The 23,009-nt window shown below is 70.2% G+C and carries 21 protein-coding genes; 16 read left to right on the top strand and 5 right to left on the bottom strand.

Going from position 1 to position 23,009, the window contains the following annotated elements; translation table 11 throughout:
* A partial coding sequence (locus HZF19_RS10140) for a DUF11 domain-containing protein (protein WP_208028663.1) occupies positions 1-2,359 on the top strand: 2,359 nt, incomplete at its 5' end.
* A gap of 29 nt (positions 2,360-2,388) precedes the next feature.
* Positions 2,389-2,793, top strand: coding sequence for a hypothetical protein (locus tag HZF19_RS10145; RefSeq protein WP_208028664.1), 405 nt, complete (start codon positions 2,389-2,391; stop codon positions 2,791-2,793).
* A 9-nt stretch (positions 2,794-2,802) separates the two neighbouring features.
* On the opposite strand, the gene HZF19_RS16875 is transcribed toward HZF19_RS10145, so the two are convergent.
* A complete protein-coding gene (locus HZF19_RS16875) occupies positions 2,803-3,003 on the bottom strand; it encodes an EAL domain-containing protein (protein WP_307781199.1) in 201 nt (66 codons plus the stop codon).
* 313 nt (positions 3,004-3,316) lie between these two features.
* Here HZF19_RS16875 and HZF19_RS10155 point away from each other — a divergent pair, with 313 nt between their 5' ends.
* The 9 genes from HZF19_RS10155 to HZF19_RS10195 are packed head-to-tail and all read left to right on the top strand — an operon-like array spanning position 3,317 to position 10,461.
* The gene (locus HZF19_RS10155; RefSeq protein ID WP_208028665.1) at positions 3,317-4,498 is read left to right on the top strand and encodes a 4Fe-4S dicluster domain-containing protein; all 1,182 of its coding nucleotides are present in this window, start codon (positions 3,317-3,319) and stop codon (positions 4,496-4,498) included.
* Complete coding sequence (locus HZF19_RS10160) at positions 4,495-4,974, top strand: cyclic nucleotide-binding domain-containing protein (protein WP_208028666.1); 480 nt, start codon at positions 4,495-4,497, stop codon at positions 4,972-4,974. The genes HZF19_RS10155 and HZF19_RS10160 overlap by 4 nt, the downstream gene beginning before the upstream one ends.
* On the top strand, positions 4,964-5,818 hold the full coding sequence (locus tag HZF19_RS10165; protein WP_208028667.1) for an FAD/NAD(P)-binding protein: 855 nt from the start codon (positions 4,964-4,966) through the stop codon (positions 5,816-5,818). Before HZF19_RS10160 ends, HZF19_RS10165 begins: the two co-directional genes overlap by 11 nt.
* On the top strand, positions 5,815-6,666 hold the full coding sequence (locus tag HZF19_RS10170) for an NADH-quinone oxidoreductase subunit B family protein (RefSeq protein WP_208028668.1): 852 nt from the start codon (positions 5,815-5,817) through the stop codon (positions 6,664-6,666). Before HZF19_RS10165 ends, HZF19_RS10170 begins: the two co-directional genes overlap by 4 nt.
* Entirely contained in the window at positions 6,663-7,964 is a 1,302-nt protein-coding gene (locus HZF19_RS10175; protein WP_208028669.1) for a Ni/Fe hydrogenase subunit alpha, read from the top strand. The genes HZF19_RS10170 and HZF19_RS10175 overlap by 4 nt, the downstream gene beginning before the upstream one ends.
* Positions 7,961-8,479: a hydrogenase maturation protease gene (locus HZF19_RS10180; protein ID WP_208028670.1), complete on the top strand. Its 519-nt coding sequence runs from the start codon at positions 7,961-7,963 to the stop codon at positions 8,477-8,479. The genes HZF19_RS10175 and HZF19_RS10180 overlap by 4 nt, the downstream gene beginning before the upstream one ends.
* On the top strand, positions 8,479-8,724 hold the full coding sequence (locus HZF19_RS10185) for a HypC/HybG/HupF family hydrogenase formation chaperone (RefSeq protein WP_208028671.1): 246 nt from the start codon (positions 8,479-8,481) through the stop codon (positions 8,722-8,724). The genes HZF19_RS10180 and HZF19_RS10185 overlap by 1 nt, the downstream gene beginning before the upstream one ends.
* Positions 8,717-9,676, top strand: a complete 960-nt coding sequence (locus HZF19_RS10190; protein WP_208028672.1) for a DMT family transporter — start codon at positions 8,717-8,719, stop codon at positions 9,674-9,676. Before HZF19_RS10185 ends, HZF19_RS10190 begins: the two co-directional genes overlap by 8 nt.
* Positions 9,673-10,461: a DUF6390 family protein gene (locus tag HZF19_RS10195; protein WP_208028673.1), complete on the top strand. Its 789-nt coding sequence runs from the start codon at positions 9,673-9,675 to the stop codon at positions 10,459-10,461. The genes HZF19_RS10190 and HZF19_RS10195 overlap by 4 nt, the downstream gene beginning before the upstream one ends.
* Before the next feature lie 52 nt (positions 10,462-10,513).
* Here the strand turns inward: HZF19_RS10195 and HZF19_RS10200 are convergent, their stop codons facing one another.
* A complete protein-coding gene (locus HZF19_RS10200; RefSeq protein WP_208028674.1) occupies positions 10,514-10,747 on the bottom strand; it encodes an amphi-Trp domain-containing protein in 234 nt (77 codons plus the stop codon).
* Positions 10,748-10,904: 157 nt separating this feature from the next.
* Between HZF19_RS10200 and HZF19_RS10205 the strand changes: the two genes are divergently transcribed.
* The 4 genes from HZF19_RS10205 to HZF19_RS10220 all read left to right on the top strand — a co-directional run bounded on the left by HZF19_RS10205 (position 10,905) and on the right by HZF19_RS10220 (position 17,376).
* Positions 10,905-14,396 (top strand): ATP-binding protein, encoded by a 3,492-nt coding sequence (locus HZF19_RS10205; RefSeq protein ID WP_208028675.1) that lies wholly within the window; start codon positions 10,905-10,907, stop codon positions 14,394-14,396.
* 68 nt (positions 14,397-14,464) lie between these two features.
* Positions 14,465-16,441 carry an RCC1 domain-containing protein gene (locus HZF19_RS16880; RefSeq protein ID WP_208028676.1) on the top strand — a complete coding sequence of 659 codons (1,977 nt, stop codon included), beginning with the start codon at positions 14,465-14,467 and terminating at the stop codon, positions 16,439-16,441.
* A gap of 47 nt (positions 16,442-16,488) precedes the next feature.
* On the top strand, positions 16,489-16,677 hold the full coding sequence (locus HZF19_RS10215) for a hypothetical protein (protein WP_208028677.1): 189 nt from the start codon (positions 16,489-16,491) through the stop codon (positions 16,675-16,677).
* A gap of 69 nt (positions 16,678-16,746) precedes the next feature.
* Positions 16,747-17,376, top strand: a complete 630-nt coding sequence (locus HZF19_RS10220; protein ID WP_208028678.1) for a VC0807 family protein — start codon at positions 16,747-16,749, stop codon at positions 17,374-17,376.
* Positions 17,377-17,448: 72 nt separating this feature from the next.
* Here HZF19_RS10220 and HZF19_RS10225 read toward each other — a convergent pair whose 3' ends face one another.
* Together HZF19_RS10225 and HZF19_RS10230 are read right to left on the bottom strand one after the other, a co-directional pair.
* On the bottom strand, positions 17,449-17,931 hold the full coding sequence (locus HZF19_RS10225) for a flavin reductase family protein (protein WP_372443455.1): 483 nt from the start codon (positions 17,929-17,931) through the stop codon (positions 17,449-17,451).
* A gap of 72 nt (positions 17,932-18,003) precedes the next feature.
* Positions 18,004-19,611 (bottom strand): SGNH/GDSL hydrolase family protein, encoded by a 1,608-nt coding sequence (locus tag HZF19_RS10230; RefSeq protein WP_208028680.1) that lies wholly within the window; start codon positions 19,609-19,611, stop codon positions 18,004-18,006.
* Between the two features lie 179 nt (positions 19,612-19,790).
* On the opposite strand from HZF19_RS10230, the gene HZF19_RS10235 reads away from it, so the two are divergent.
* The gene (locus HZF19_RS10235) at positions 19,791-21,284 is read left to right on the top strand and encodes a flavin-containing monooxygenase (protein WP_208028681.1); all 1,494 of its coding nucleotides are present in this window, start codon (positions 19,791-19,793) and stop codon (positions 21,282-21,284) included.
* A gap of 22 nt (positions 21,285-21,306) precedes the next feature.
* Here the strand turns inward: HZF19_RS10235 and HZF19_RS10240 are convergent, their stop codons facing one another.
* Positions 21,307-23,004, bottom strand: a complete 1,698-nt coding sequence (locus HZF19_RS10240; RefSeq protein ID WP_307781200.1) for a phytoene desaturase family protein — start codon at positions 23,002-23,004, stop codon at positions 21,307-21,309.
* Positions 23,005-23,009: the final 5 nt, after the last annotated feature.

Here is a 23,009-nt window from a genome sequence, read left to right on the forward strand (position 1 = left end):
GGTCCGGTACTGCTACGTGGTCACCAACCCGGGGAATGCGCCGTTGCTGAACGTGGCGTTGGTCGATGACAACGGCACGCCGGGGAATCCGGGGGATGACTTCGCGGTGACGCTGTCGGGTCTGTCGGATCAGGACGGTGACGGCCAGGCGGACGATCTGGCGGTTGGCGGCACCGCCACCGGCCAGTCGGCGCCCAAGGTGTGGAGCACCGCCGGTTCGATCACGAATGTGGCGAGAGCTTCGGGCTCGAGTGCGTCTGGCCAGCAGTTCACCGATACCGACGACGCGGTGGTCATGGTGACCCGACCGGCGGTGGCGGTGGTGAAGACGGCGGTGCGTGAGGGTCAGTCGTGTCCGGGAGTCGACGGCGTCACGCTCGTGGTGGAGGAGGGCCAGCAGGTCCGGTACTGCTACGTGGTCACCAACCCGGGGAATGCGCCGTTGCTGAACGTGGCGTTGGTCGATGACAACGGCACGCCGGGGAATCCGGGGGATGACTTCGCGGTGACGCTGTCGGGTCTGTCGGATCAGGACGGTGACGGCCAGGCGGACGATCTGGCGGTTGGCGGCACCGCCACCGGCCAGTCGGCGCCCAAGGTGTGGAGCACCGCCGGTTCGATCACGAATGTGGCGAGAGCTTCGGGCTCGAGTGCGTCTGGCCAGCAGTTCACCGATACCGACGACGCGGTGGTCATGGTGACCCGACCGGCGGTGGCGGTGGTGAAGACGGCGGTGCGTGAGGGTCAGTCGTGTCCGGGAGTCGACGGCGTCACGCTCGTGGTGGAGGAGGGCCAGCAGGTCCGGTACTGCTACGTGGTCACCAACCCGGGGAATGCGCCGTTGCTGAACGTGTCGTTGGTCGACGACAACGGCACCCCGCTGATCCTCGGCGACGACTTCGCGGTGACCCTGTCGGGTCTGTCGGATCAGGACGGCGACGGGCAAGCGGACGATCTCGCCGTTGGCGGCGCCGCGACCGGGCAGTCGGCGCTCATGAGCTTCGAACCGGGCACCGTCATGAACGTGGCCACCGCCAGCGGATCGAGCAGGTCGGGTGAGCACCTCTCCGACACCGACACCGCCGTGGTACGGGTCGACGACGTCGCGCCGACGATCGTGGTGACCAAGTCCGCCGACCCGACGTCGGTGCCGGAGCCAGGCGCGCCGGTGACCTTCGCCGTGTCTATCCACAACACGTCGTTCGAACCGGTGATGGTCACCGCGATCACCGATTCGATCGATGAGAGCACCCCGTTCGACGCCACGGTAGCGATAGCACCGATCACCGCGACGACCTGCGAGACCGGCGTGTGGATCGCACCAGGATCCACGTACTCCTGCGAGTTCACCCTGGTCGTGTCGGGCAACGCCGAGGAAGTCGTCACCGACGTGGTACGAGCAACCGTCATCGATGATGACGGCACGACTGCCAACGGCGAGGACGATGCCTCGGTCATCATCACCGATGTGCCGCCGACGGTCGAGGTCACCAAGGACGACGGTGGCGCGAGCGTGGCGGCACCGGGTGGTGAGGTCACCTATACCGTGTCGATCCACAACACGTCCTTCGAGCCGGTGACGATCACTGCCGTCACCGACTCAATCGACGGCGGCACGCCGTTCAGCGTGACGGCACCCGCTACCGATCCGGTACTCGCCACCACGTGCGAAGCGGGCGTGAGCATCGGTCCTGACGAGATCTACACCTGCGAGTTCACGGTGCGGGTCGAAGGCTCGGGTGGTGAGGTCGTCACCGACACGGTGGTGGCTTCAGTCGTGGATGACGACGGCGCTCCAGCCTCTGACGACGACGACGAGCAGACCCCGGTCACACCGGTCGCGGATCTGGCCATCGTCAAGGAGACACCTGCGACGATCTTCACCGTCGGCGAGCAGGCGACCTACACGCTGCGAGTCACGAACAACGGACCGTCCACCGCTACGAACGTGGTGGTGACCGACCAACTGCCGGCCGGATTGACCTTGGTGTCGGTCCAGCCGCCGAGTGGGTGGAGCTGCGCCGGCACCACCACCATCACCTGCACCGTGCCCTCGATGGCCGCCGGCACCACCGTGGAGATCACCCTCACGGTCCTCGTCGGCTCCGGTGCCCAACCGTCCGTGACCAACGTGGCCGAGGTTCGTGCCGACGAGCCGGACGAGATCCCGTCGAACAACCGTGACGACGTCACCACCCCGGTCGTCGCGGTGGCGGGCGTGACTCAGGCACGACCGACGGTGCAGGCGGCGACCCTGCCGCGCACCGGTCTCGACCTCGCTCGGGGCGTGGGCGCCGGCGTGCTGTTCGTCGGAGTCGGGCTGGTGCTGGTGTTGGCCGGGCGCCGGCGTCGAGCGTGACGGTAGGGGGCCGTCGCGCACGGTATGTGGTGGGTGCAGCCCTGTTGCTCGCCGGATGTAGGGCCGGCGAGCAACAGGCGGGCCCGCCCATCGCGACCAACTTCACCGGTGGAGGTCCAGCCCGGCTCGAGCTGGCGGGCGAGACCTTCACCTTCGCCGTGGCTTGCGAATCGACCGGGGGTGACGGCACCGGCACGTTGCTGATCTCAGGTCGGGGCGCACGCGCCGATCAGGTCCCGATCGCGGTCAGCGCGGAGATGTCGCTGGGTGACGGCACCGGCTCGATGGGTGCCAACCTCGGTGGCGATCCGCCGAAGGTGGTGCGTGCCCCGGACGCTGCTGTGGAGAGCGGTCCACCGCTTCGGATCACCGGGGACTTCGAAGGCATCGGGGTGGGCACCCTCGTGGTGGAAGGCTGCAGCCCCGGCCCGTGAGACCGTCGATCAACGCAAGATCGCCGCGAGGGCATCGGGTGGGACCGCGGAGGCGAACAGGAACCCCTGAGCGAGGTCACAGCCGAGCCCACGCAGCAGCTCCAATTGCTCCGCGCTCTCCACCCCTTCGGCGACCACGCTGAGATCGAGCTGACGCCCGAGGCCGGTGACCGCCGCGACGATCGCTCGATCGGCGCCAACCTCCGGCACTGGAGGGTCCTCGGAGTGGAGGTGTGGTGGTCTGGGACATGGCGGCTCGGTCGATCGCGGCGCGAATGCCAGTCAACCGACCGTGGCGGCGAACAGGCAGGGGTGTGCGTCACATGGTCTAGCCCCCGGGCTGCGAGCTGGTCGGGTCGAGCGCTCCGGTTGGCGCTGTCCGCCCGGCGATTCCGAGCTCGTTCTATTCCCCCCCCAGGCCTTGACACGGCCCGAGGGTTGCCACGTTCATTAGGCGGTGCCTCCAAGCTCGCCAGACCTTCGGCCGATCGCTGCTGGCCCGGTTCGCACCGAAGGTGCGCCCATGCTGCCTTCCGCCGTGGTTCGTGCCCGGTTGGTGGTCGACAGCACCGGCCTCGAGCAACTCCTCGGGTTGCTGCGCGAGGCGGGCTACCGGGTGCTCGGCCCGACGGTGCGCGACCGCTCGATCGTCCTCGACGAGCTCCGGTCGGTCAGCGATCTGCCCCGCGGCTGGACCGACGACCAGGAACCCGGTTCGTATCGGCTCCGGCGCCGGGAGGACGGCGCGTACTTCGGCTGGGCCGTCGGCCCTCACGCGTGGCGCCAGTTCCTGTTCCCACCTCGAACCCGCCTCTGGCGGGCCGAGCGCTCCGATGACGGCTTCGATGTCGTCATCGATGACCCGAGCAGCGAGCCGCCCTTGGCGTTCGTCGGTGTGCGCTCCTGCGACCTGCACGCCATCGCCATCCAGGACCGGGTGTTCATCGGGGGCGGCCCGACCGATCCTCTCTACGCTCACCGGCGGCAAGGGTGCTTCGTCGTGGCCGTGCACTGTTCCGATCCGGCAACCACCTGCTTCTGCTCGTCCATGCGGGCCGGACCTCGGGCCGAAGGCGGCTACGACCTCGCGCTCACCGAGCTGCTCGGGCCCCCGCACGAGTTCCTGCTCGAAGCCGCCACCGAGAAGGCGGTCGCGCTGCTCGATGGCATCGACGGGCGGCCGAGCACACCCGAAGACATCGCGGCCTCGCTCGAGGTCACTGCCCAGGCGGCCCGGCGCATGAGCCGCCGAGTCGAAACCGAGGGCATCGCCGAGCTGCTCGCCTCCAACCTGGACCACCCCCGATGGGACGAGGTGGCCGAGCGGTGCCTGGCGTGCACGAACTGCACGCTGGTCTGCCCGACCTGCTTCTGCAGCAGCGTGGAGGACGTCACCGACCTCACCGGTGCGGAGGCCGAGCGATGGAGGCGGTGGGATTCCTGCTTCACCCTCGATCACTCGTATCTCAACGGAGCCAGCGTCCGCGGCACCCACCGCGACCGCTACCGCCAGTGGCTCACGCACAAGCTCGGCACCTGGATCGAGCAGTTCGGCAGCTCGGGTTGTGTGGGCTGTGGACGCTGCATCACCTGGTGCCCGGTGGGGATCGACCTGACGGAGGAGGTGGCTGCCATCTGGGCGGAGCCCACTCAGGAGCCCGATCCCGCCGAGGTCGCCATGCCCGTTCGTGAGGGCCGCGGATGAAGGGCATCCGCGAGCTGCTCGCCGAGCATCCGGTGTTCGCCGATCTCCCCGAGGGCGATCTCGACCTCATCGCCGGCTGCGGTGTCAACGTCCACTTCGACGAGGGTGAGCAGATCTTCGAAGAAGGAGGACCGGCCGACACCTTCTACGTGATCCGCCACGGGCGGGTAGCGCTCGACGTCCACGCACCGGGACGAGGCTCGCTCGTGGTGGCCACGTTGCGCGACGGCGACGTGGTCGGCTGGTCGTGGCTGTTCCCGCCCTACCGCTGGAGCCTCGGCGCCCGGGCCACGGCCGAGACCTCGGCCATCGCGCTCGACGGCGCGTGCCTCCGCGGCAAGTGTGACGACGACACCGCCCTCGGCTACCGGCTGATGCAACGCTTCGCTCGCATCGCCCAGGAGCGGCTCTTGCAGACCCGTCTCCAGCTCCTCGACGTCTACGGCAACCCGGTGGGTGACGGGCATGTCGGTTGAGCTCCAGCACGCTCCGGTCGGCGGTCCGCCGATGGTCCCGTCCCGCCACCGGGTCGTGGCGGTCACCCGGGAGCTCGCTGACACGGTGACCTTCGAGCTCGAGCCGATCGATCGAGCACTCGACCCGCCGGAGCCCGGGCAGTTCAACATGGTGTACGCGTTCGGTCAGGGTGAGGTGCCGATCTCGGTGAGTGGCGACCCGGCGAGGGGCGACACGGTCGTCCACACCGTCCGCTCTGTCGGTGCGACCACCCAGGCGCTGTGCGCGCTCGGCCCTGGCGAGGTCGTGGGATTGCGCGGACCCTATGGGCGAGGGTGGGACGTCGAGCGGGCCCGAGGGCGTGACGTGGTGGTGATCGGTGGAGGCATCGGTTTCGCCCCGCTCCGGCCGATCATCTACCGAATCCTCGAGGATCGCCAGGCGTATGGGCGTGTCAACGTCCTCGTCGGCGCTCGGTCCCCCGAGACACTGCTGTACCGGGCCGAGCTCGAGGAGTGGCGGTCACGCTCCGACCTGTCGGTGGAGGTCACCGTCGATCGCGCCGGTCCGGATTGGCGGGGTGATGTCGGAGTCGTCACCGCGCTGATCACCCGAGCCACCATCGATCCGGCTGGCACCGTCGCCTTCCTCTGCGGACCCGAGATCATGATGCGGTTCGCGGCGAACACCTTGACCGGACGGGGCGTCTCGCCGGGCGACATCGAGGTCTCCCTCGAACGCAACATGAAGTGCGCCGTCGCGCAGTGCGGCCACTGCCAGCTTGGCCCGATCTTCGTGTGCCGCGAGGGACCGGTCGGAACGTGGGAACGGCTCCAGCCGCTCCTGGCGGTGCGAGGCCTGTGAGCACCCGCCCGAAGCTCGCGGTGTGGAAGTTCGCCTCGTGCGACGGGTGCCAGCTCACCCTGCTCGACTGCGAGGACGAGCTGCTCGACGTCTCCGGCGCCCTCGACATCGCCTACTTCCTCGAGGCATCGAGCGCGCCGGTCGCTGGCCCCTACGACTTGTCGCTGGTGGAGGGCTCCATCACCACGCCGTCCGATCGGGACCGCATCCGCCGCATCCGTGAGGCGTCGGCACGGCTGGTGACGATCGGTGCCTGTGCCACGGCGGGAGGCATCCAGGCGCTGCGCAACTTCGCCGACGTGGAGGGGTTCCTGTCGATCGTGTACGCGCAACCGTCGTTCATCTCCACCCTCGCGGAGAGCACGCCCATCGCCGCTCACGTGCCGGTGGATTTCGAGCTGCGGGGCTGCCCGATCGACAAGCGGCAGCTCCTCGAGGTCCTTTCGGCCTTCCTTGCCCGCCGCCGGCCGGCGGTGCCGGCCCATAGCGTGTGCGTCGAGTGCAAGGAGCGGGGCAACGTGTGCGTGATGGTGGCGCACGGCACCCCCTGCCTCGGGCCTGCGACCCACGCTGGATGCGGCGCGCTGTGCCCCACCTACCACCGGGGCTGCTACGGATGCTTCGGTCCGATGGAGTCCCCGCGGTCCCGAGCGCTGGCAGAGCGCTTCGAGCAGATGGGGGTCACCGACCGCGACATCAGCCGTGTGCTACGCACCTTCAACGCGTGGGCTCCCGGTTTCCGGGAGGAGGGCACCCGGCGAGCGGAGGCGGCCACCGTGGCCGTGACCTTTCGGGGGAACAGGGCCCGAAGTGGACACGAGTCGGACCGTGCGGAGGATCGGCGATGACCCATCGGGCGCCGGCCGGGCGCACGCTGAAGGTCGACAGCCTGGCTCGGGTCGAGGGTGAGGGGGCGCTCTACATCGAGACCGTCGACGGCCGAGTGGCCGACGTGCAGCTCCGCATCTACGAGCCCCCGCGGTTCTTCGAGGCGTTCCTGCGGGGGCGTTCCTACCTCGAGCCTCCCGACATCACGGCCCGGATCTGCGGCATCTGTCCCGTCGCCTACCAGATGAGCGCGTGCCGGGCGATCGAGGACGCCTGTGGCGTGGTGGTGGACGGCCCGCTCGAGCTGCTCCGGCGCATCTTGTACGCCGGTGAGTGGATCGAGAGCCACACCCTGCACATCTACCTGCTGCACGCGCCGGACTTCTTCGGGCTCGACTCCGCCGTGGCGCTCGCCGGGCGCGACCGGCCCAGCGTGGAGCGAGGCTTGCGGCTGAAGAAGGCGGGGAACCAGCTCATCGAGTTCATCGGCGGTCGGGCCATCCACCCGGTGAACGTGCGGGTCGGCGGCTTCCACCGCGTCCCCACCTCGCGCGAGCTGCAGCGTCTCCGCCCCGGGCTCGAGCGCGCCCGCGACGACGCCCTGGCCACCGTCGAGTGGGTCGCCGGTTTCGAGTTCCCCGATGCGGGGCACGACTACACCTTCGTCTCGGTGCGGGAGCCGGATCGCTACCCGGTCCTCGGCGGCCGGGTGGTGTCGAACCGGGGGCTCGATATCAGCGATGCCGAGTTCCTCGATCGAGTGACCGAGGAGCAGGTCGAGCACTCGAACGCGCTGCACGCCACCCTGGACGGGGATCACTACCTGTGTGGCGCGCTGGCCCGCTACTCGTTGAACCACGACCGGCTCCGCCCTGTCGCATTGGACGCGGCACGGCGGGCCGGTCTCGGAGCGACCTGCACCAACCCGTTCCGCAGCATCGTGGTTCGGGCCGTGGAGGTGCTGCACGCGTGCGAGGAGGCACTGGCGGCCATCGACGCCTACGAGGAGCCCGACACCCCCGCGCTGCGGGTGGAGCCTCGGGCCGGTGTGGGGCACGGTTGCACCGAGGCGCCACGAGGGCTGCTGTACCACCGCTACGTGCTGGAGGAGGACGGCACGATCGCCGATGCGGTGATCGTCCCCCCGACCTCGCAGAACCAGCCGACCATCGAGCACGATCTGTGGCACCTGGTGGAGGACAACCTGGCGCTGGACGACGAGGCATTGACCCGACGGTGCGAGATGGCGATCCGCAACCACGACCCGTGCATCTCGTGCGCGACGCACTTCCTCGAGCTCGAGCGGGTCGATCGGTGACCGGCGACCCGGCAGCCGTGGCGCACCGCGGTGGGCGTGAGCAACCCGCTCGGGCGGCGGTGGTCGGCGTCGGCAACCCGTGGCGGCGCGACGACGGCGTCGGTCATCGTGTGGTGGAAGCTGCCCGCCGGTGGCTTCCGCCAGAGGTGGCGGTGGCGCTGGTCGACGGGGAACCGACCCGGTTGCTCGAGGCGTGGGAAGGGGTGGATCTGGCGGTGGTCGTGGACGGGATCCGCGCCGGTGGCCGGGCAGGGGCTGTCCGATGCGTCGACCTGCTCGCTGGCCCCCTGGTGACCGTCCCGGCGGTGAGCAGCCACGGCGGCGGCGTGGCCGAGGCCGTCGAGCTGGGTCGGGTGCTGGGGCGCCTGCCGGCGAGCCTGGTGCTCATCGGCGTGGAGATCACCGACGAGGCGGATGGGCCAGGGCTCTCGCCAGCGGTGGCGGCGGCGGTCGACCAGGCGGCGCGGCGGGTGGCCGAGGTGGTGTCCTGGGCGAGAGCGGGGGGTGGGGGCTGATGTGTCTGTCGCTCGTGGGACGGGTGTGCGAGGTGAACGGTGAGCACGCTCGAGTCGACGCCGGCGGCACGATCCGCTCGGCGTCGATCGCCATGCAGCTGATCGAGGGCACCGATGTGCGCGAGGGTGACTGGGTGCTCGTCCACACCGGTTTCGTCGTGACCGTGCTCGGGGAGGACGACGCCCGGCAGATCGCGCGCGCCCGCGCCGCACTGGCGGATCTGGAGGGAGCCACGGATGCGTGAGCCAGTGGGGGAACGCCGCCCGAGTTGGATCCCGCACACCCGTGCCTGGGGCATCGGCCTGGCGGGCGCGACCGCGGTGATCAGCGGTATTGCGGTCTTCGTCAACGGCTACGCGGTCAAGCAGTTCGACAACTCGTCTGCCTACACGACGGCCAAGAACCTGGTGGCCGCAGCATGCCTGGGCGCGTTGCTCGTGGCGGCCACGGCTCGACGCTCTGAGGACGGTTGGACCCCGCCGCGGACCAGCGCGCAGAAGCTGGGCCTGCTCACGGTCGGGGTGATCGGCGGGGGCCTGCCTTTCCTGCTGTTCTTCGATGGACTCTCCCGGGCCACGTCCACCGACGCGGCCTTCATCCACAAGACCTTGGTCGTGTGGGTGGGGGTGCTGGCGGTGCTGTTCCTGCGGGAGCGGCTGGGATGGCCGCACGTCGCGGCCATCGGCGCCATCGTGGTCGGTCAGGCCTTGCTGGCGGAGGACCTGGCCTCGTTGCGTCTCCGGTCGGGCGAGCTGATGATCCTCGCAGCCACCCTGTTGTGGTCGGTCGAGATCCTCGTGGCCAAGCGGCTGCTCTCGTCGTTGTCGCCGCTCACCGTGGGCGTCTCGCGGATGGGCATCGGGGTGGTCGTGCTCGTGGCCTGGCTCGCCGTCACCGGCCAGCTCGACGCGTTCGCCGGGTACAGCGCGTCGCAGTGGGGGTGGGTGCTCGCCACCGGGGTCATCCTCACCGCTTACGTCGCGACGTGGTACTCGGCCCTGGCGCGAGCCCAAGCCGTCGACGTGACCGCGGTGCTGGTGTTCGGCGCGGTGATCACCGCGGCCCTCGACGCCTCGGTGCGGGGCGTGTCCGTGCAGGCGGACCTCGCCGGTTTGGCAGCCATCGCCGCGGGCACGATGGTGATCGTGGTCCTGGCTGTCCGACCGCACGAGAGCTCGGATCGGGGACCAGCATGACCTCCACCCTCCACTGCTCGGGACCGCTCGCGGACGGGGAAGACGGCGCGCTGCTCTTCGCCCGTTTCGCCTACCCGCCGAACGAGCTCGGCTACTGCGGACCCGACGACGACGGATCGCTTCTCGAGTACGCGGCCAGCGGTGCCACCGACGGCGGGTTGCGCCAGCTGTGCCGGGGCTTCGAGGGCGCATGGCCCTACCTCGAGGTCATCGCCGGAGCGTCAGGCCTCGATCCGCTCGACCGGAGGGTGGTGGAGGCCTACTGGCTGGGAAGCCCCCTCCTCGACCAGGTGGCGATGCACGATCTCGGTGGCTCGGTGGAGGACCGGTTCCGTGGTCGGGCCGGCGCAGACTGGAATCGGCTGGTGGCCGCCATCGACCCTCGGGCCCGGCTGAGCCACGCGTTCCACGTGTTCGCCGTGTACCCATGGGTGGGCCTGCTCCGCGGCGGCACGGTCGAGCAGCCGCTCCACGTGCTGGATCGCTGTCGCATCCGCTGGGGGGTCGTCGAGCGAGTCGACGGCGACATGGCGGTCGTGCGGTGCCGGCCGCTGGCGTGGAACGGGATGCGACTGACCCTCGGGCGACCCACCAGCGAAGAGGTGGTCGGTGCCCGAGGTGGCCTCGCTCTGGCGGGACCGGTCCGGGAAGGCGACGTGGTGGCGCTGCATTGGGGATGGATCTGTCTCACCCTCGACGCCAGACGGCTCTCGCACCTGAAGCACTACCACCAGCTCCAGCTCGACCTGGTCAACCAGACCGGGGTCGCCGCACGGCTCTCCTAGGTGCTCGCCGCCACCACGCAGCCGGGGCCGCCCATGGCTCGGCTGGCGCGGCTCAATCCTCGGGGATCGGCCACTTGAGCGAGACCTCGATCTCGCTCTCCCCCTCGCCCACCTCGATCTCGATCTCGAGGAGCACCTCGTCGGGCACGTCGATCGTGAAGCGGGTGCCGTCCCGGACGAAGGACAGGTCGTTGTTCGACGCCAGCTCGTCGGCGATGGCCCGCAGGCGTGCCGCGGCCTCCTCTCGCCGGAGGGTCTCGGTGATCTCGTGCTCGATGAGGTTCATGGGTCCTCCCTGTGCGAGTGGCGTGACGACGGCCGATCTCCAGCCTGCACCCCGGCGGGGTCACCGGCCCGACCAGGCGGTCGTGCCCGTCGCCGGTCGGACGGGGGCCGGGACCGACCGGTAGGATGCGGATCGTTCGCGCTGGGCAGCTTCGACGGTGGGAGTCGAATCAGTGCTCGACGATATTGCCGATCCGGCAGCTGCTCCGAGTCCCACCCCGGAACCGAGCCGGCTGTACCTGACCGGCCGGGTGTCGGTGGTGGGCGTGGACGGGGCGGAGCACGATCTGCCCGAGGGCAACGTCCGGCTGGTGTTCGCGGCTCTGGCGTTGGCCGGCGCTCCGATCTCCCGCCACGAGCTGGCCGAGATCGTCTGGGGTGAGGCCCTGCCGGCTTCGTGGGAGGCGTCGCTGCGCAACACGGTGTCGCGTCTGCGCAGCTTCCTGAAGGCAGCGGTGGGTGAGGGGGCGGCGATCGAGAGCGCGGCCGGCTGCTGGAAGCCGTGCCTGCCGAGGGGGATGGTCACCGATGTGGAGGTGGCTCGGGTCTCGTTGCAGCGCGCCGAGGCGGCAGTGGCAGAGGGTGACTGGGCGGCGATCGAAGCTGCGGCGGTGCCGGCCAGGGCGATCTGCTCCCGACCGTTCCTGCCCGGTGAGGAGAACGACTGGGTCGACGGCTGGCGGGCGACGCTGCACGGATGGCGGATTCGGGCTCTGGACCTGCTGACCGACGCCCGGTTGGCCCGGGGAGAGCTCTCGACGGCTCTCGCCTCCGCTGAGGAGGCGACCCGGATCGAGCCTTACCGGGAGCTGGGCCACCGGAACCTCCTCCGGGTGCACCTGGCTGCGGGCGATCGCGGTGCGGGACTGTCGGCCTACGAGCGGTGCCGGCGGGTCCTCGCCGACTCCCTCGGGGTCTCTCCCTCGGCAGAGACCGAGGCGTTGTACGTCCAGCTGCTCGGCACCGAGGAGCGCCCCCCGGGTCGGGCCGTTCGCCCGTCAGATCCCGAAGGCAGGTCGCGCCGCTCCACGCGGTCGTGCGTGCCGCCCCGGCCACCGGTGTTCACGGGTCGCCGCGAGGAGCTCAGGTGTCTCGAACGGCAGTGGGAGGCGGCGGCCCGTGGTGAGGCGGGTGTGGTGCTGGTGACCGGTGAATCGGGCATGGGCAAGACCTGGTTGGTGCTGGAAGCTGCGCACCGGATGCACGCTATGGGAGCCACGGTCCTCTACGGGTCCTGCGACGACGATGGGCCCCCGTACCAGGCCATCGCCGAGACGCTCAGCGGCTACGTGAACACCGTCGGGGACGAGGTCGTGGAGCAGCTCGGGTCCGCGGCGCGGCCCCTCGCCGTCATGGTGCCGGCGCTGCGGGCGAGGATCCGCTCGGACGAGACGGCCTGGCACCGGTCCGACGAACCGGCCGATCGCCTGGAGCTGTTCGAGGCGGTCGCCGTCGCCTACACGATGATCGCTCATCGGTCTCCGCTGGTGGTGGTGATCGACGATCTGCAATGGGCCGGCCCCGAGACGGTGGCGTTGCTGCGCCACCTCGTCGGTGCGTTGCGCGGGGCGCCGATCCTGCTGGTGGCGACCGCTCGGCCGCACGTGCTGCTCGAGGGCCCGATGGGTGAGCTCGCCGAGCGGCTCGACCGCGAACCGTCGACCGTGACGATCGCCCTGCCAGGCCTCCCACGGCAGGACCTGCAAGCGCTCGCCGACCGGCTGCTGCCGGACCGATCGGAGCACGAGCGCTCAGAGGTCGTCGGTTGGGTCGAGGATTCGACCGACGGCAACCCGTTCCTGGCCACGGAGTTGATCCGCAGCGCCGCCGAGCGCCAGGCCTCACCGCTGGCCGAGGGCCCGCTGGGGATCCCACAAGCCGTCCGGGACCGCATCGAGCGCCGGCGCCGCATGCTGCCCGCCCCGGGCGCACACTGCATCGCCGTGGGTGCCGTCGCCGGCTCCACGTTCGATCTGGCGACCGTGTGCGCGGTGGCCGGGGTGGCCGAGGACGACGCCATCGATGGTCTCGGCGCGGCGAGCCGAGCCGACCTCGTTCGCCCGATGGAGGGACCGGTCGCCCGCTGGACGTTCACCCACGGGCTGGTTCGGGACGCGGTGTTGCACGCCCTCGGGCCCGCCCGTCGAGCGCGACTGCACGCGCTGATCGCCGACACTTGGAGCCGGCGCCCCGACAGCACGGCGCGAGCGGGCGAGATCCTCCACCACGCGCTGGGCGCGGGTCACCTCGTCGAGTCGTCGAGGATCTATGAACTGGCCATGCAAGCCGGGTGGCTGGCTTTGACCGAACGGGCGTGGGAGTCCGCCTGGAGCCGCTTCACCATCGCGCTCGAGCACGCGGCTGACGCCCGGGCCCAGGCGCGAGCGCGTCTGGCGCTCGGGCGCTGCGCGACGGCTAGTGGCGCGCTCGAGGCCTCCCGCTCAGAACACGTCGCCGCCGCGGAGCTGGCGCGGGCGTGTGACGACTCGTCCTTGTTCGCCGAAGCCGTCTTGGGCCTGGCTGGTGGGACCGAGGAGACCTCGGCCTGGTTCGTCTCCGACGAGCACCGGGCGCTCCTCGAGGAGGCGCTCGAGCGATTGGGACCGGATGACGACGCCGGCCTGCGCATCCGGGTGATGGGTGACCTGGCGTTCGCGCTCTACCGGCCGGACGAGCTCGACCGGCGGGTCGACCTGGCGACCAGCGCGGTCCGGCAGGCTCGCGAGTTCGGGGATGAGGGTGTGGTGTGCGCGGCGCTGGTGGCGAGTCGGATCGCCTTCAGCCATCCGGTCCAGACCGATCGGCGGATCCAGATCGCTGACGAGGTGGTCCGCCTCGCCGTGCGACGGGGTGACCGACGCACACTGTTCGATGCTCGCCTGGCCCGCCTGTCCGATCTGGCCGAGCTCGGCGAGCGCCAGCGGGTCGAGGACGATCTCGCCGCCGCGGCGCTCGAGGCCGACGCCTCCGGGGAGCTCATGGACCGCTGGCGGGTTGCCGCCTGGCGGGCGCTGCTCACCATCGTCGACGGCGATGTCGAGGCCGGCCGGCGACTCGCCGACGAGGCGCTGGCCATGTGGCGGGACCGGGGCAACGCGACCGCCCTGCGGACCTGGGGTGGCCACCAGCTCACCTGGATGACCATCGCCGGGCGGCCCGATGAGGCCGCCGCGATCGCCCGAGCCGGGGTGGCCAGCTACGGCCACGAAGTCCCCGCGTATCGCTGTGCCCTCGCACTCACGCTCGCCCTGTCCGGGGCGCTGGACGAGGCCGCCGACGAGATCCGCGCCTTCAGCCGCGATCCGGGGTTGGACGGCTGGCGGGTCGACGCCTCCTGGCTGTGCGGCGCGGTCACCCTGGCCGAAGCGGTGGCCCTGGTCGGTGATCGGGAGATGGCGGCAAGGATGCTCCCGCTGCTGCAACCCCTCGCCGGGCGGTTGGCCTTTGCCGGCGGGATCGCCGGCCTGGCGTTCTGGGGTTCCACCGCCACGGCGGTGGGCATGCTCCTGCAGACGCTGGGCCGGCGTGGCGAAGCGGTGGAGGCGCTGCGCGCCGGGGCGGTGGCGTGTGAGGCGTTCGGCGCCCGGCCCTGGCAGCGTCGGGCGGAGGAAGCCGTCGCCGAGCTGACGGGCGCGGAGCTGACGGGCTGAAGCACCGCGCGCTCGCGCCACGGGTTCGTGTTGCGCTGGTGTTGCGCTCGATCCGTACCGTCCTCGGCATGCCTGATCATCATGGAGCGCAGTCGCGTCGGCACGGGGTCTCAGGAGCGGTGGGGATGCCCGGGAGGCCGGCCCGGTCGGTGGTGCTGGTGGGCGTCATGGCGGTGCTCACCGCCGCGGCGGTGGTGTTCGGTGCGGGTCCCGCCGTGGCGAGCTCGCCGGCGACGGTGTCGATGGGGTCGGTCGTCGTACCCGCGCCGATGCGGAACACGACGGTCAAGGTGCCGATCACCCTGTCAGGACCGCAGGCGTCGGACGTGTACGTGAGCTGGCAGGTCACCGGGGGTGTGCTCGGCGTCGACTACGCAGCACCGGCGGGAATCAGGACGACGAGGATCCCTGCGGGCCGCACCCGGGGATTCGCCTCCGTGAAGTTGTTCGGCATGTACTCGGGTTGGTACTTCTTCCCGCCGCCGTTGACGGTCAGCATCACGGGGGTGAGCGGTGCGCCGGTCGGCGTCGGCACGCCGTCGGGTGTGCTCGACGTCATGGCTGAGTACAAGCCGCCCGCCGCCATCTCGATCGGCTCGGTCAGCGTGTTCGAAGGGGACCAGACCAAGCCCCAGACCGTGAGCGTGCCCATCGTGTTCACCGAGTTCTGGGACTACCCGCCCGGCACCGAGGTGCAGGTGACCTGGCAGGTGACACCGGTCAGTGCCACACCCGGCGCCGACTACAAGGCGCCGACGATGCCGAAGACGACCCGGATCAGGTCCGGCTACCGCGGCTTCGCAAACCTCGCCGTCCTCGGTGACGTCGACCGGGAAGGCGACGAGGTCTTCGAGGTCACGATCCTGTCGGCGACCGCGGTGCCGACCCCTCCCCCGCCGCCGGGTTGTGAGTACGACTGTCACCCCGAGGACATCACCATCCTCAACGGGACGGGGACCGTCACCATCCTCGACGATGACGACGGCACGGCCAACCTGAAGGCGTGGGGCTACAACGGGCTCGGCTCGCTGGGCCTGGGCGACACCACGAACCGTCACCGCCCGGTGCCGGTCGGCACGAACCCGGACTGGCAGCACCTCTCGGTCGGGCAAGGGTCCGTGCTCGCCATCGACGGTGACGGCTCACTGTGGGCATGGGGAGACAACTGGATGGGTCAGCTCGGCACCGGTGACACCGACGACCGGCTGACGCCCACCCAGATCGGCACCGACACCGACTGGGTGGCGGTGGACCAGGGTTCGCTGCACGTGCTGGCGTTGAAGTCCGACGGGTCCCTCTGGGCATGGGGGACGAACGGTCGGGGTCAGCTCGGCACCGGTGACACCGACGACCGGTTGACGCCCACCCAGATCGGCACCGACACCGACTGGGTGGCGGTCAGTGCCGGCTCGGGCTTCTCGCTCGCCCTGAAGGCCGATGGTTCGTTGTGGAGCTGGGGTGAGAACAGCTTCGGCCAGCTGGGCCTCGGTGATCTCGACGACCGCTGGGTCCCCACCCGTGTGGGCCTCGATGACGGATGGGTGGACATCTCGGCCTCCCCGAACGGCTCGCACGCTTTCGCCCGGAAGGCCGACGGAACCCTCTGGGCGTGGGGCTTCAATGAGGACGGCGAGCTCGGCCTGGGGGACCTCGACCCCCATCTCGAGCCCACATCGCTCGGTTCCGAGTCGGACTGGGCTCACGTCGAGGCGAGCTATTCCGGTGGCTTCGCCCTCAAGGCCGGGGGCACGCTGTGGGCCTGGGGGGCGACCAACTTCGTCGGCCAGCTCGGCGTCGGTGACACGAACGGGCGGGGCGTGCCCACCCAGGTGGGGACCGACACCGACTGGGTCACGGTCGCTCCGGGTGCTTCCCACACGTTGGCCCTGAAGGCCGACGGCACCCTGTGGGTGTGGGGTGGGAACCACGTCGGCCAGCTGGGGCTGGGCGATTTCCGACATCGGCTCAGCCCCACGATGGCCGGTTCGGCCACCTGGCAGGCCATCGCGGCGGGTGACGGCTTCTCGCTGGGGTTGAAATCCTGAGAAGAGCCCCGGTGTCCGGGATGCTGCGGCGGCAAGGAACCCGTACCGTGGCCGACGAGGTGGTCTACGAGGTGCCGTGTGACTGCGGCCACGTCACCCGTGACGTCGCCGGGAAGGTGATCGACGCGGCCATCGCCCACGCTAGCGAGGCGCACGACGTGGAGGTCGGGCGCGACGTGCTGTGGGCGATGGCCGTTCCCTCCCGGTCCAGGTCGGCTGACGGTCCACCGTCCTAGCCGCACGCCGGCCCTCCGCCCCATAGATTCCCGTCAAGGTCGGCGCCGCCACCGCCGAAACCCGAACGGATGGCCGCGTTCGAGATTCCACGCCTGCGTGACCTGGCGCGCCACGCTCTGCCCCACCTGCTCGAGGCCACCCTGATCCCGCTGGTGCTGTTCTACGCCGCGCTGTGGGCGATGGGCGTGTGGGCGGCGATCCTCACCGGGCTGACATGGTCCTACGGCTGCATTGCCCGTCGGCTGATCCGGCGGGAGCGGGTTCCCGGCGTCCTCGTGTTGGGCTCGGTCGGGATCACCACCCGCTTCGCGGTCGCGCTGGCCACGGGCAGCGTCTTCGTGTTCTTCCTCCAGCCCACGCTCGGCACGTTGCTGGTCGCTGGCGCGTTCCTGGTGTCGCTGCCTGCGGGGCGCCCGCTGGCCCAGAAGCTGGCTGCAGACTTCTGTCCCCTGCCCGACCACGTGCTCGCCCACGCCAGCGTGCGGCGCTTCTTCGAGCGCATCACGTTGCTGTGGGCGTTTGTGCAGGTGGCCAACGCCGGTGCGACCCTGCTGTTGCTGCTCACCCAGCCGATCGGCGTGTTCGTGGTGGCCAAGACCGCCACCGGCTGGGTCCTCACGGGCAGCGGCATCGCGGTTTCCGTGGTGTGGTTCCGCCGCCTGGTGGCTCGGCACGACCTCGTGCCGGCCACGGCGTGACCCGGTCGCCACGGGTGGTGTGAGTCGACGGGGGCGCTCGTCCTGCCCGATCGAATCACCTCGGTACCGCGCCTAGCCGCCGTAGTTCATGCCGGTGTCGCGCAACACGAGGGGAAGCACGGTCTCGTCCCGTACCCCGGCGCCGACCGTCTCCGCCACGAACACCGTGTGGTCACCGCGCTTGACCGTGTCGGTCACCCGGCACTCGAACCAGTACGGCAACTCGACGATGAGCGGGCAACCGGTCTCGGGACCGGGCTCGAAGCGGTAGCCGTTGATCGTGTCGCCCTCCACGGTCGAGGTGCGGAAGAACGCCTTGCCGATGTCGAGCTGGTCCTTACCGAGTACGTTGACCGCGAAGACCCCACTGGCCTCGATGAGCCGGTGCGACTCGTTGTCGGTCTTGATGGCGGTGACGACCAGCGGTGGTTCGAACGAGGCCTGGGTGAGCCAGTTGACGCCGGCGGCGGCCAGCTCGTCACCGTCCCTGGCGGTGAGGACGTACAAGCCGTAGGTGATCGCTCGCAGGGCGGTCTTCTTCGCGTGCGGGTCCAGCGCCATGTCGCCTCCTCGTGGGTCGATCGGGTTGCGCCGACCCTAGCGTCAGCTCCTCGGAGGCTTGCGCCCTCAGCGGTCCGGTTCGGCCTCGGGGCACGGGACGGGTCGGGCCAGCGTGCCCGGCGCGGGCGCGGCGTCGGTTACCCCCGTCTCCCAGGGCAGGCGCACGAGCTCGCCCGGCGCGGGTCGTGACGTGGTGTCCAGATAGCAGGCGACGAGCGTGGCCAGCGCCCGTTGGCCGGCCCGGTTCGGGTGGAAGCTCCCGTCGAACACGATGGGGTTCAACGCGTTCGTGTACTGCCCCCGATCGCCGCAGGGCTCGTGGCCGTCCCAGACCGCCGCCGGCGAGATGAACTCCACGCCTGCTGCGATGGCCTCCCGGTACAGGCGGGCGGTGAGCTCGTCCTGGAGCTCTCGGAGGTGAACCCGCTCGTAGGTGCTGACCCGGCGCAGCACCGTGTCGCAGTCGCTGAAGCGAACGCCTGCTCTGCCCCCGGGGAAGAGGTACGGGTATCCGATCACCACGATGCGGGCCTGCGGGTAGGCCTCGCGCAGCCGACGGTAGGCCATCCTCAGCCGATCGGCGAGCGCGTCGGCCTCCACCATCGCCCAGTCGTGGAGCTTCGGGTCCTCGTCGTAGCGGTCGAAGGGATCGAACGGTGCGTCGGTGCAGCTGTCGAGCTCGAAGCAGTGTCGCACGATCTGCGAGAACGCCACGTCATTGCCGCCCATCGTCAAGGTGACCAACTCGACGCTCGGATCGGGCACCGTTCGAGGATCGACCTGTGCACTCACGACGACGGAGCGGGGGCCGCCGGTACGGGGTTCGGTGCGGTCGTTGAACAGGTCGTCGGTGACGGCACCCGAGCAGGCCCTGAACGTCACGGTGGGCTCAGGGCTCTCGAAGACGAGCTGGAGCGGGTACGCGGCCGGGGAGCGATGGCAGCGGTCACCGCCCTCGTCGAGGTTCCGGGTCTCGGGGAAGTAGCGGGGGATTCCCTCGCCGGCCGAGTACGAATCGCCCAGGGCCACGTAGTGGTCGTAGGCGTCGCCGATCGGTGGCGGCACCGGGAGGGTGACGTCGTCGCGAAGGGTCCGGAGCGCGCCCACCGCCACCACGGGAGCGATGGCGAAGAGAACCCCGACGGCCAGACCGATGCCGGCGTTGATGAACCACACCGCCACCTCGGTGCGCGCACCTTCCAGCCTCTGGTCGTCGGTGGCTGCCGAGGTGATGACGGCCCCGACGAGCGCGGCCGAGGCCATGCCCGCGGTGATCGCCACCTTGGCTGTGGTGCCGAAGTCCGAGCCGAGCACCAGCCACCACGCGCCCCATACCGACAGGAGTGTGAGCGCTCCACCGAAGATCGCGAACCACCACCGCAGCAGGTGTGGCAGTGGGATGCGCGAGGGGTCGCGCCGTTCGACGACCGCCGCGGTGATGGTGGCGCCCGCGGCCGCTGCAGCCAGGAGGGTGAACGCCACTGCCGCGACGACGACGGTGTCTTCGCCGAGGAAACGGACGTCGAACGCGGCGAGCACGGCGAGCAGGAAGCCGGCCCCGACCATGGCACCGAAGAAGCACCAGGCGGCCGGACCGACGGCGCGAGGCGGGATCCGGCCAGGTCCAGGTGGGGTCTCGGGTGGCTGTGGTTCGGGGGCGGTCGCCTCGGTCACCGGTCCTCCCTCGTCGTCCGCCACGCCAGGCACCGGACGCCAGGACTGTGGAGCATGCTGCCACCCGCTTGGTCGTCTCGGGTGGAATGTGATCCGCGCATTCAGCTCGCCGGGACCTTCTCCCCTGGGCGTGGCAGTCGTGCAGTCGTAGTGTCCGGCAAAGCCAGCCCGGGGGGAACGTGGAAACCGCGACCGAGACAACCGACATCGCCGAGGCCAGCGCCCGGCCTCTGCGCTTCGCCATCATCGGCGCCGGCATGGCCGGCATCCTCAGCGCCATCAAGCTGATCGAGGCCGGCCTGACCGACTTCACCGTCTACGAAAAGGCCGACCGGGTCGGCGGGACGTGGCGCGAGAACACCTACCCGGGCGTCGCCTGCGACGTGCCGTCGCACCTCTACAGCTACTCGTTCGATCTGAACCCCGAGTGGAGTCACCTCTTCGCGCCCGGGTCGGAGATCCAGACCTACTTCGAGCGCGTCGCCGACAAGCACGATCTCGACCGCTACATCCGTTTCGGTGACGAGGTGCTGCGCTGCGAGTTCGACGGAGGACGCTGGCACCTGGAGACCGCGTCTGGGCACACCGACACTGTCGACGTGGTCATCGCGGCCACCGGTGTGTTGCACCACCCGCGCTATCCCGACATCGAAGGGTTGAACACCTTCGCCGGGGACGCGTTCCACAGTGCTCGCTGGGACCACGACGTGCCATTGATCGGCCGGCGTGTGGGGGTGATCGGCACCGGTTCGACCGCGGTGCAGATCGTCTCGGCCATCGTGGGCGAGGTCGGGCACCTCACGCTGTTCCAGCGCACCGCGCAGTGGATCCTGCCCCAGGTCAACCCGGCGTACAGCGACGCGGAGAAGGCGGCCTTCCGCGCCGATCCGGGACAGCTCGTGCAGCTCCACGACTCGCTCTCGCAGCTCTTCGAGGAGAGCTTCGCCAACGCGGTGGTCGACGCCGACTCCCCGCAGATCAAAATGATCGAGAAGGCCTGTCTCGACAACCTCGAGAACAACGTCACCGATCCGGAGCTGCGCGAAGCCCTCCGACCCGACTACCGAGCCGCGTGCAAGCGGCTGGTCATCTCGGAGGACTTCTACCAGGCGATCCAGCAACCGAACGCCGAGCTGGTCACCGCCCCGATCGAGCGCATCGAACCCGGAGGGGTCCGCACCGCGGATGGCGTGCTGCACGAGCTGGACGTGCTGGTGCTCGCCACGGGCTTCCAGGTCGACGCCTTCATGCGCCCGATGAAGGTCATCGGCCGAAACGGGGCGGTGCTGGAGAAGGTGTGGGCCGATCGGCCGGTCGCGTACCTGGCCATCTCGATCCCCGACTTCCCGAACCTGTTCATGTTGAACGGTCCAAACGGCCCGGTCGGGAACTTCTCGCTGATCGAGGTGGCCGAGTTGCAGTTCCGCTACATCATGCAGCTCGTCGAGCTGCTGCGCACCCGACGCGCCCGGGAGGTGAGCGCCACCCACGAAGCGCTCGACGAGTGGGAGGCGGCCCGCGAGGAGGCCGCCAAGCACACCGTGTGGGTCACGGGGTGCCGCAGCTGGTACCTCGACGACCGGGGCATCCCGGCTGTCTGGCCATGGACGTTCTCGCGGTTCCGGGAGGAGATGGCCGCACCCAAGCTGGAGGCGTTCGAGCTTGTCGAGTGATGACGGGCCGGCCGGTGGATGCTCAGGAGCCGGTCTGGGCCCTGGCCCTTCGCCCTTCCGCCCGCCGTTCGCGCAGGACTCGGCCCCGGCACTGCTCGACCGGGTCGAAGTCGTCCGGATCCGGTGGCAGCGACTCGGGTTCGACGAGCCGGGTGCCCATCATCATCTCGACCAGCAGCGGCCGCCCGAGGATCTCCCCGGCGCAGTTCACCCCACCGACCATCGTGCCGGCGATGCCGTGTCCCTCGGTGGTACCGGCGCCCACCAGCCACAGCCCCTCGATCTCCGTGCGATGGTGCGGACGGTTCGTGCCGCTCTGGTCCGGTGAGTGCAGGTAGCCGTAGCTGGTGCCACCGGTGGAGTGGGTGTAGCGCTCGTGGGTGATGGGCGTGGCGGTCTCGAGGTGCACGATGTGGTCGCGGAAGGGGCCGAGCACCTCCTCGGCCAGATCGAGCAGCCGCTCAGTGAGCTGCGCTTTGCGCTGGCGGTAGGTCTCGTCGCGGCGGTACCGGCCGCCCTCGGCAGGCCCGCGTTCGATCCCCCAGAACCCGTAGCCCCGCGGTGCGAGGGTCATGATCTGGAAGTTGGTGTGGCCGGGTGGGCAGAGATGCGCGTTGCCGGGGTCCTTGCGCGAGGCGATGGCGACGTAGGCGAAGATGTCGTCGAGGTCGAGCACCCCGCCGTCGAGCCGTTCGTAGAGGCGCTCCACGTCGTAGGACGGGAAGACGAAGTAGTTGGTGTTGGGCCGGTCGGTGAGGTCGATGTCGACCACGACGTACACGCACACCAGACCGACCGTCATCGTCGCGTGCTCGACCCAGTGGACCGTGGCCGGCTCCCAGTGCTCGCGGCCGACCAGCTCGAGCACGGTGCGGGAGTGATCGGCGTTGGAGATCACGATCGGCGCGGTCACGACGTGGTCCCCCGCGAGGCGCACGCCCCGGACCCGACCCTCCTCGACCATGATCCGCTCCACCGAGCCGAGGGTGCGGACCTCCCCTTCGTTGGCCTCGATCACCTGGGTGAGCCTGGCGGGGATCACCTGGCCTCCACCTTCGGGGTAGTAGGCGCCCCTCATGTAGTGGTCGATGATCGCCGCGTGCATGGCGACCGCGGTGGCGGACGGGGGTCCGGCATACAACCCGGACCAGTGGTCCAGCACGGCGCGGGAGCGAGGGGTGAGCTCGCACGCGTCGAACAGATCGGCGAGCGGGCGGAACGCCCATTCATCGAAAGTCGGCGTCTCCGCTCCTGGGAGCAGCCGGGAGCGGGACTCCTCGGCCACCTGCCGGAGGATGTCGAGGCACCGCTCGATTCCGGCTCGCTCGGTGGGGAAGGCGGCGATCAGCCGGTCCCGGTACGCCTCCCATCCAGCCGGGACGGCGAGCTCCAGGTCGGGGAAGCGCAACGTGTCGAAGCCGTCGGAGTCGAGCGGGCGGAACCGGATCCGGTCGCCGACACCGAGGGCGGCGAAGATGCTCGGGAACAGTCCCCCGGGTCCGCAATCGCCCAGGTAGTGCACGCCCACGTCGAACTCGAACTCGGCGCCGTTGTGGTGCCGGCGGAAGACCTGGGCGTTGCCGCCCGCGAGGTCGTGCCGCTCGAGGACGAGCACCCGATGCCCGGTGGCGGCCAGGCAGGCGGCGGCGGTCAGCCCTCCCGGGCCGGACCCGACCACCACCGCGTCCCACGATTCGGCAGTGGCGGACGTGGCAGGCACGTCCG

Source organism: Rhabdothermincola sediminis (genome assembly GCF_014805525.1).
In the GTDB taxonomy this organism is placed as follows: Bacteria; Actinomycetota; Acidimicrobiia; order Acidimicrobiales; family Acidimicrobilacustridaceae; genus Rhabdothermincola; species Rhabdothermincola sediminis.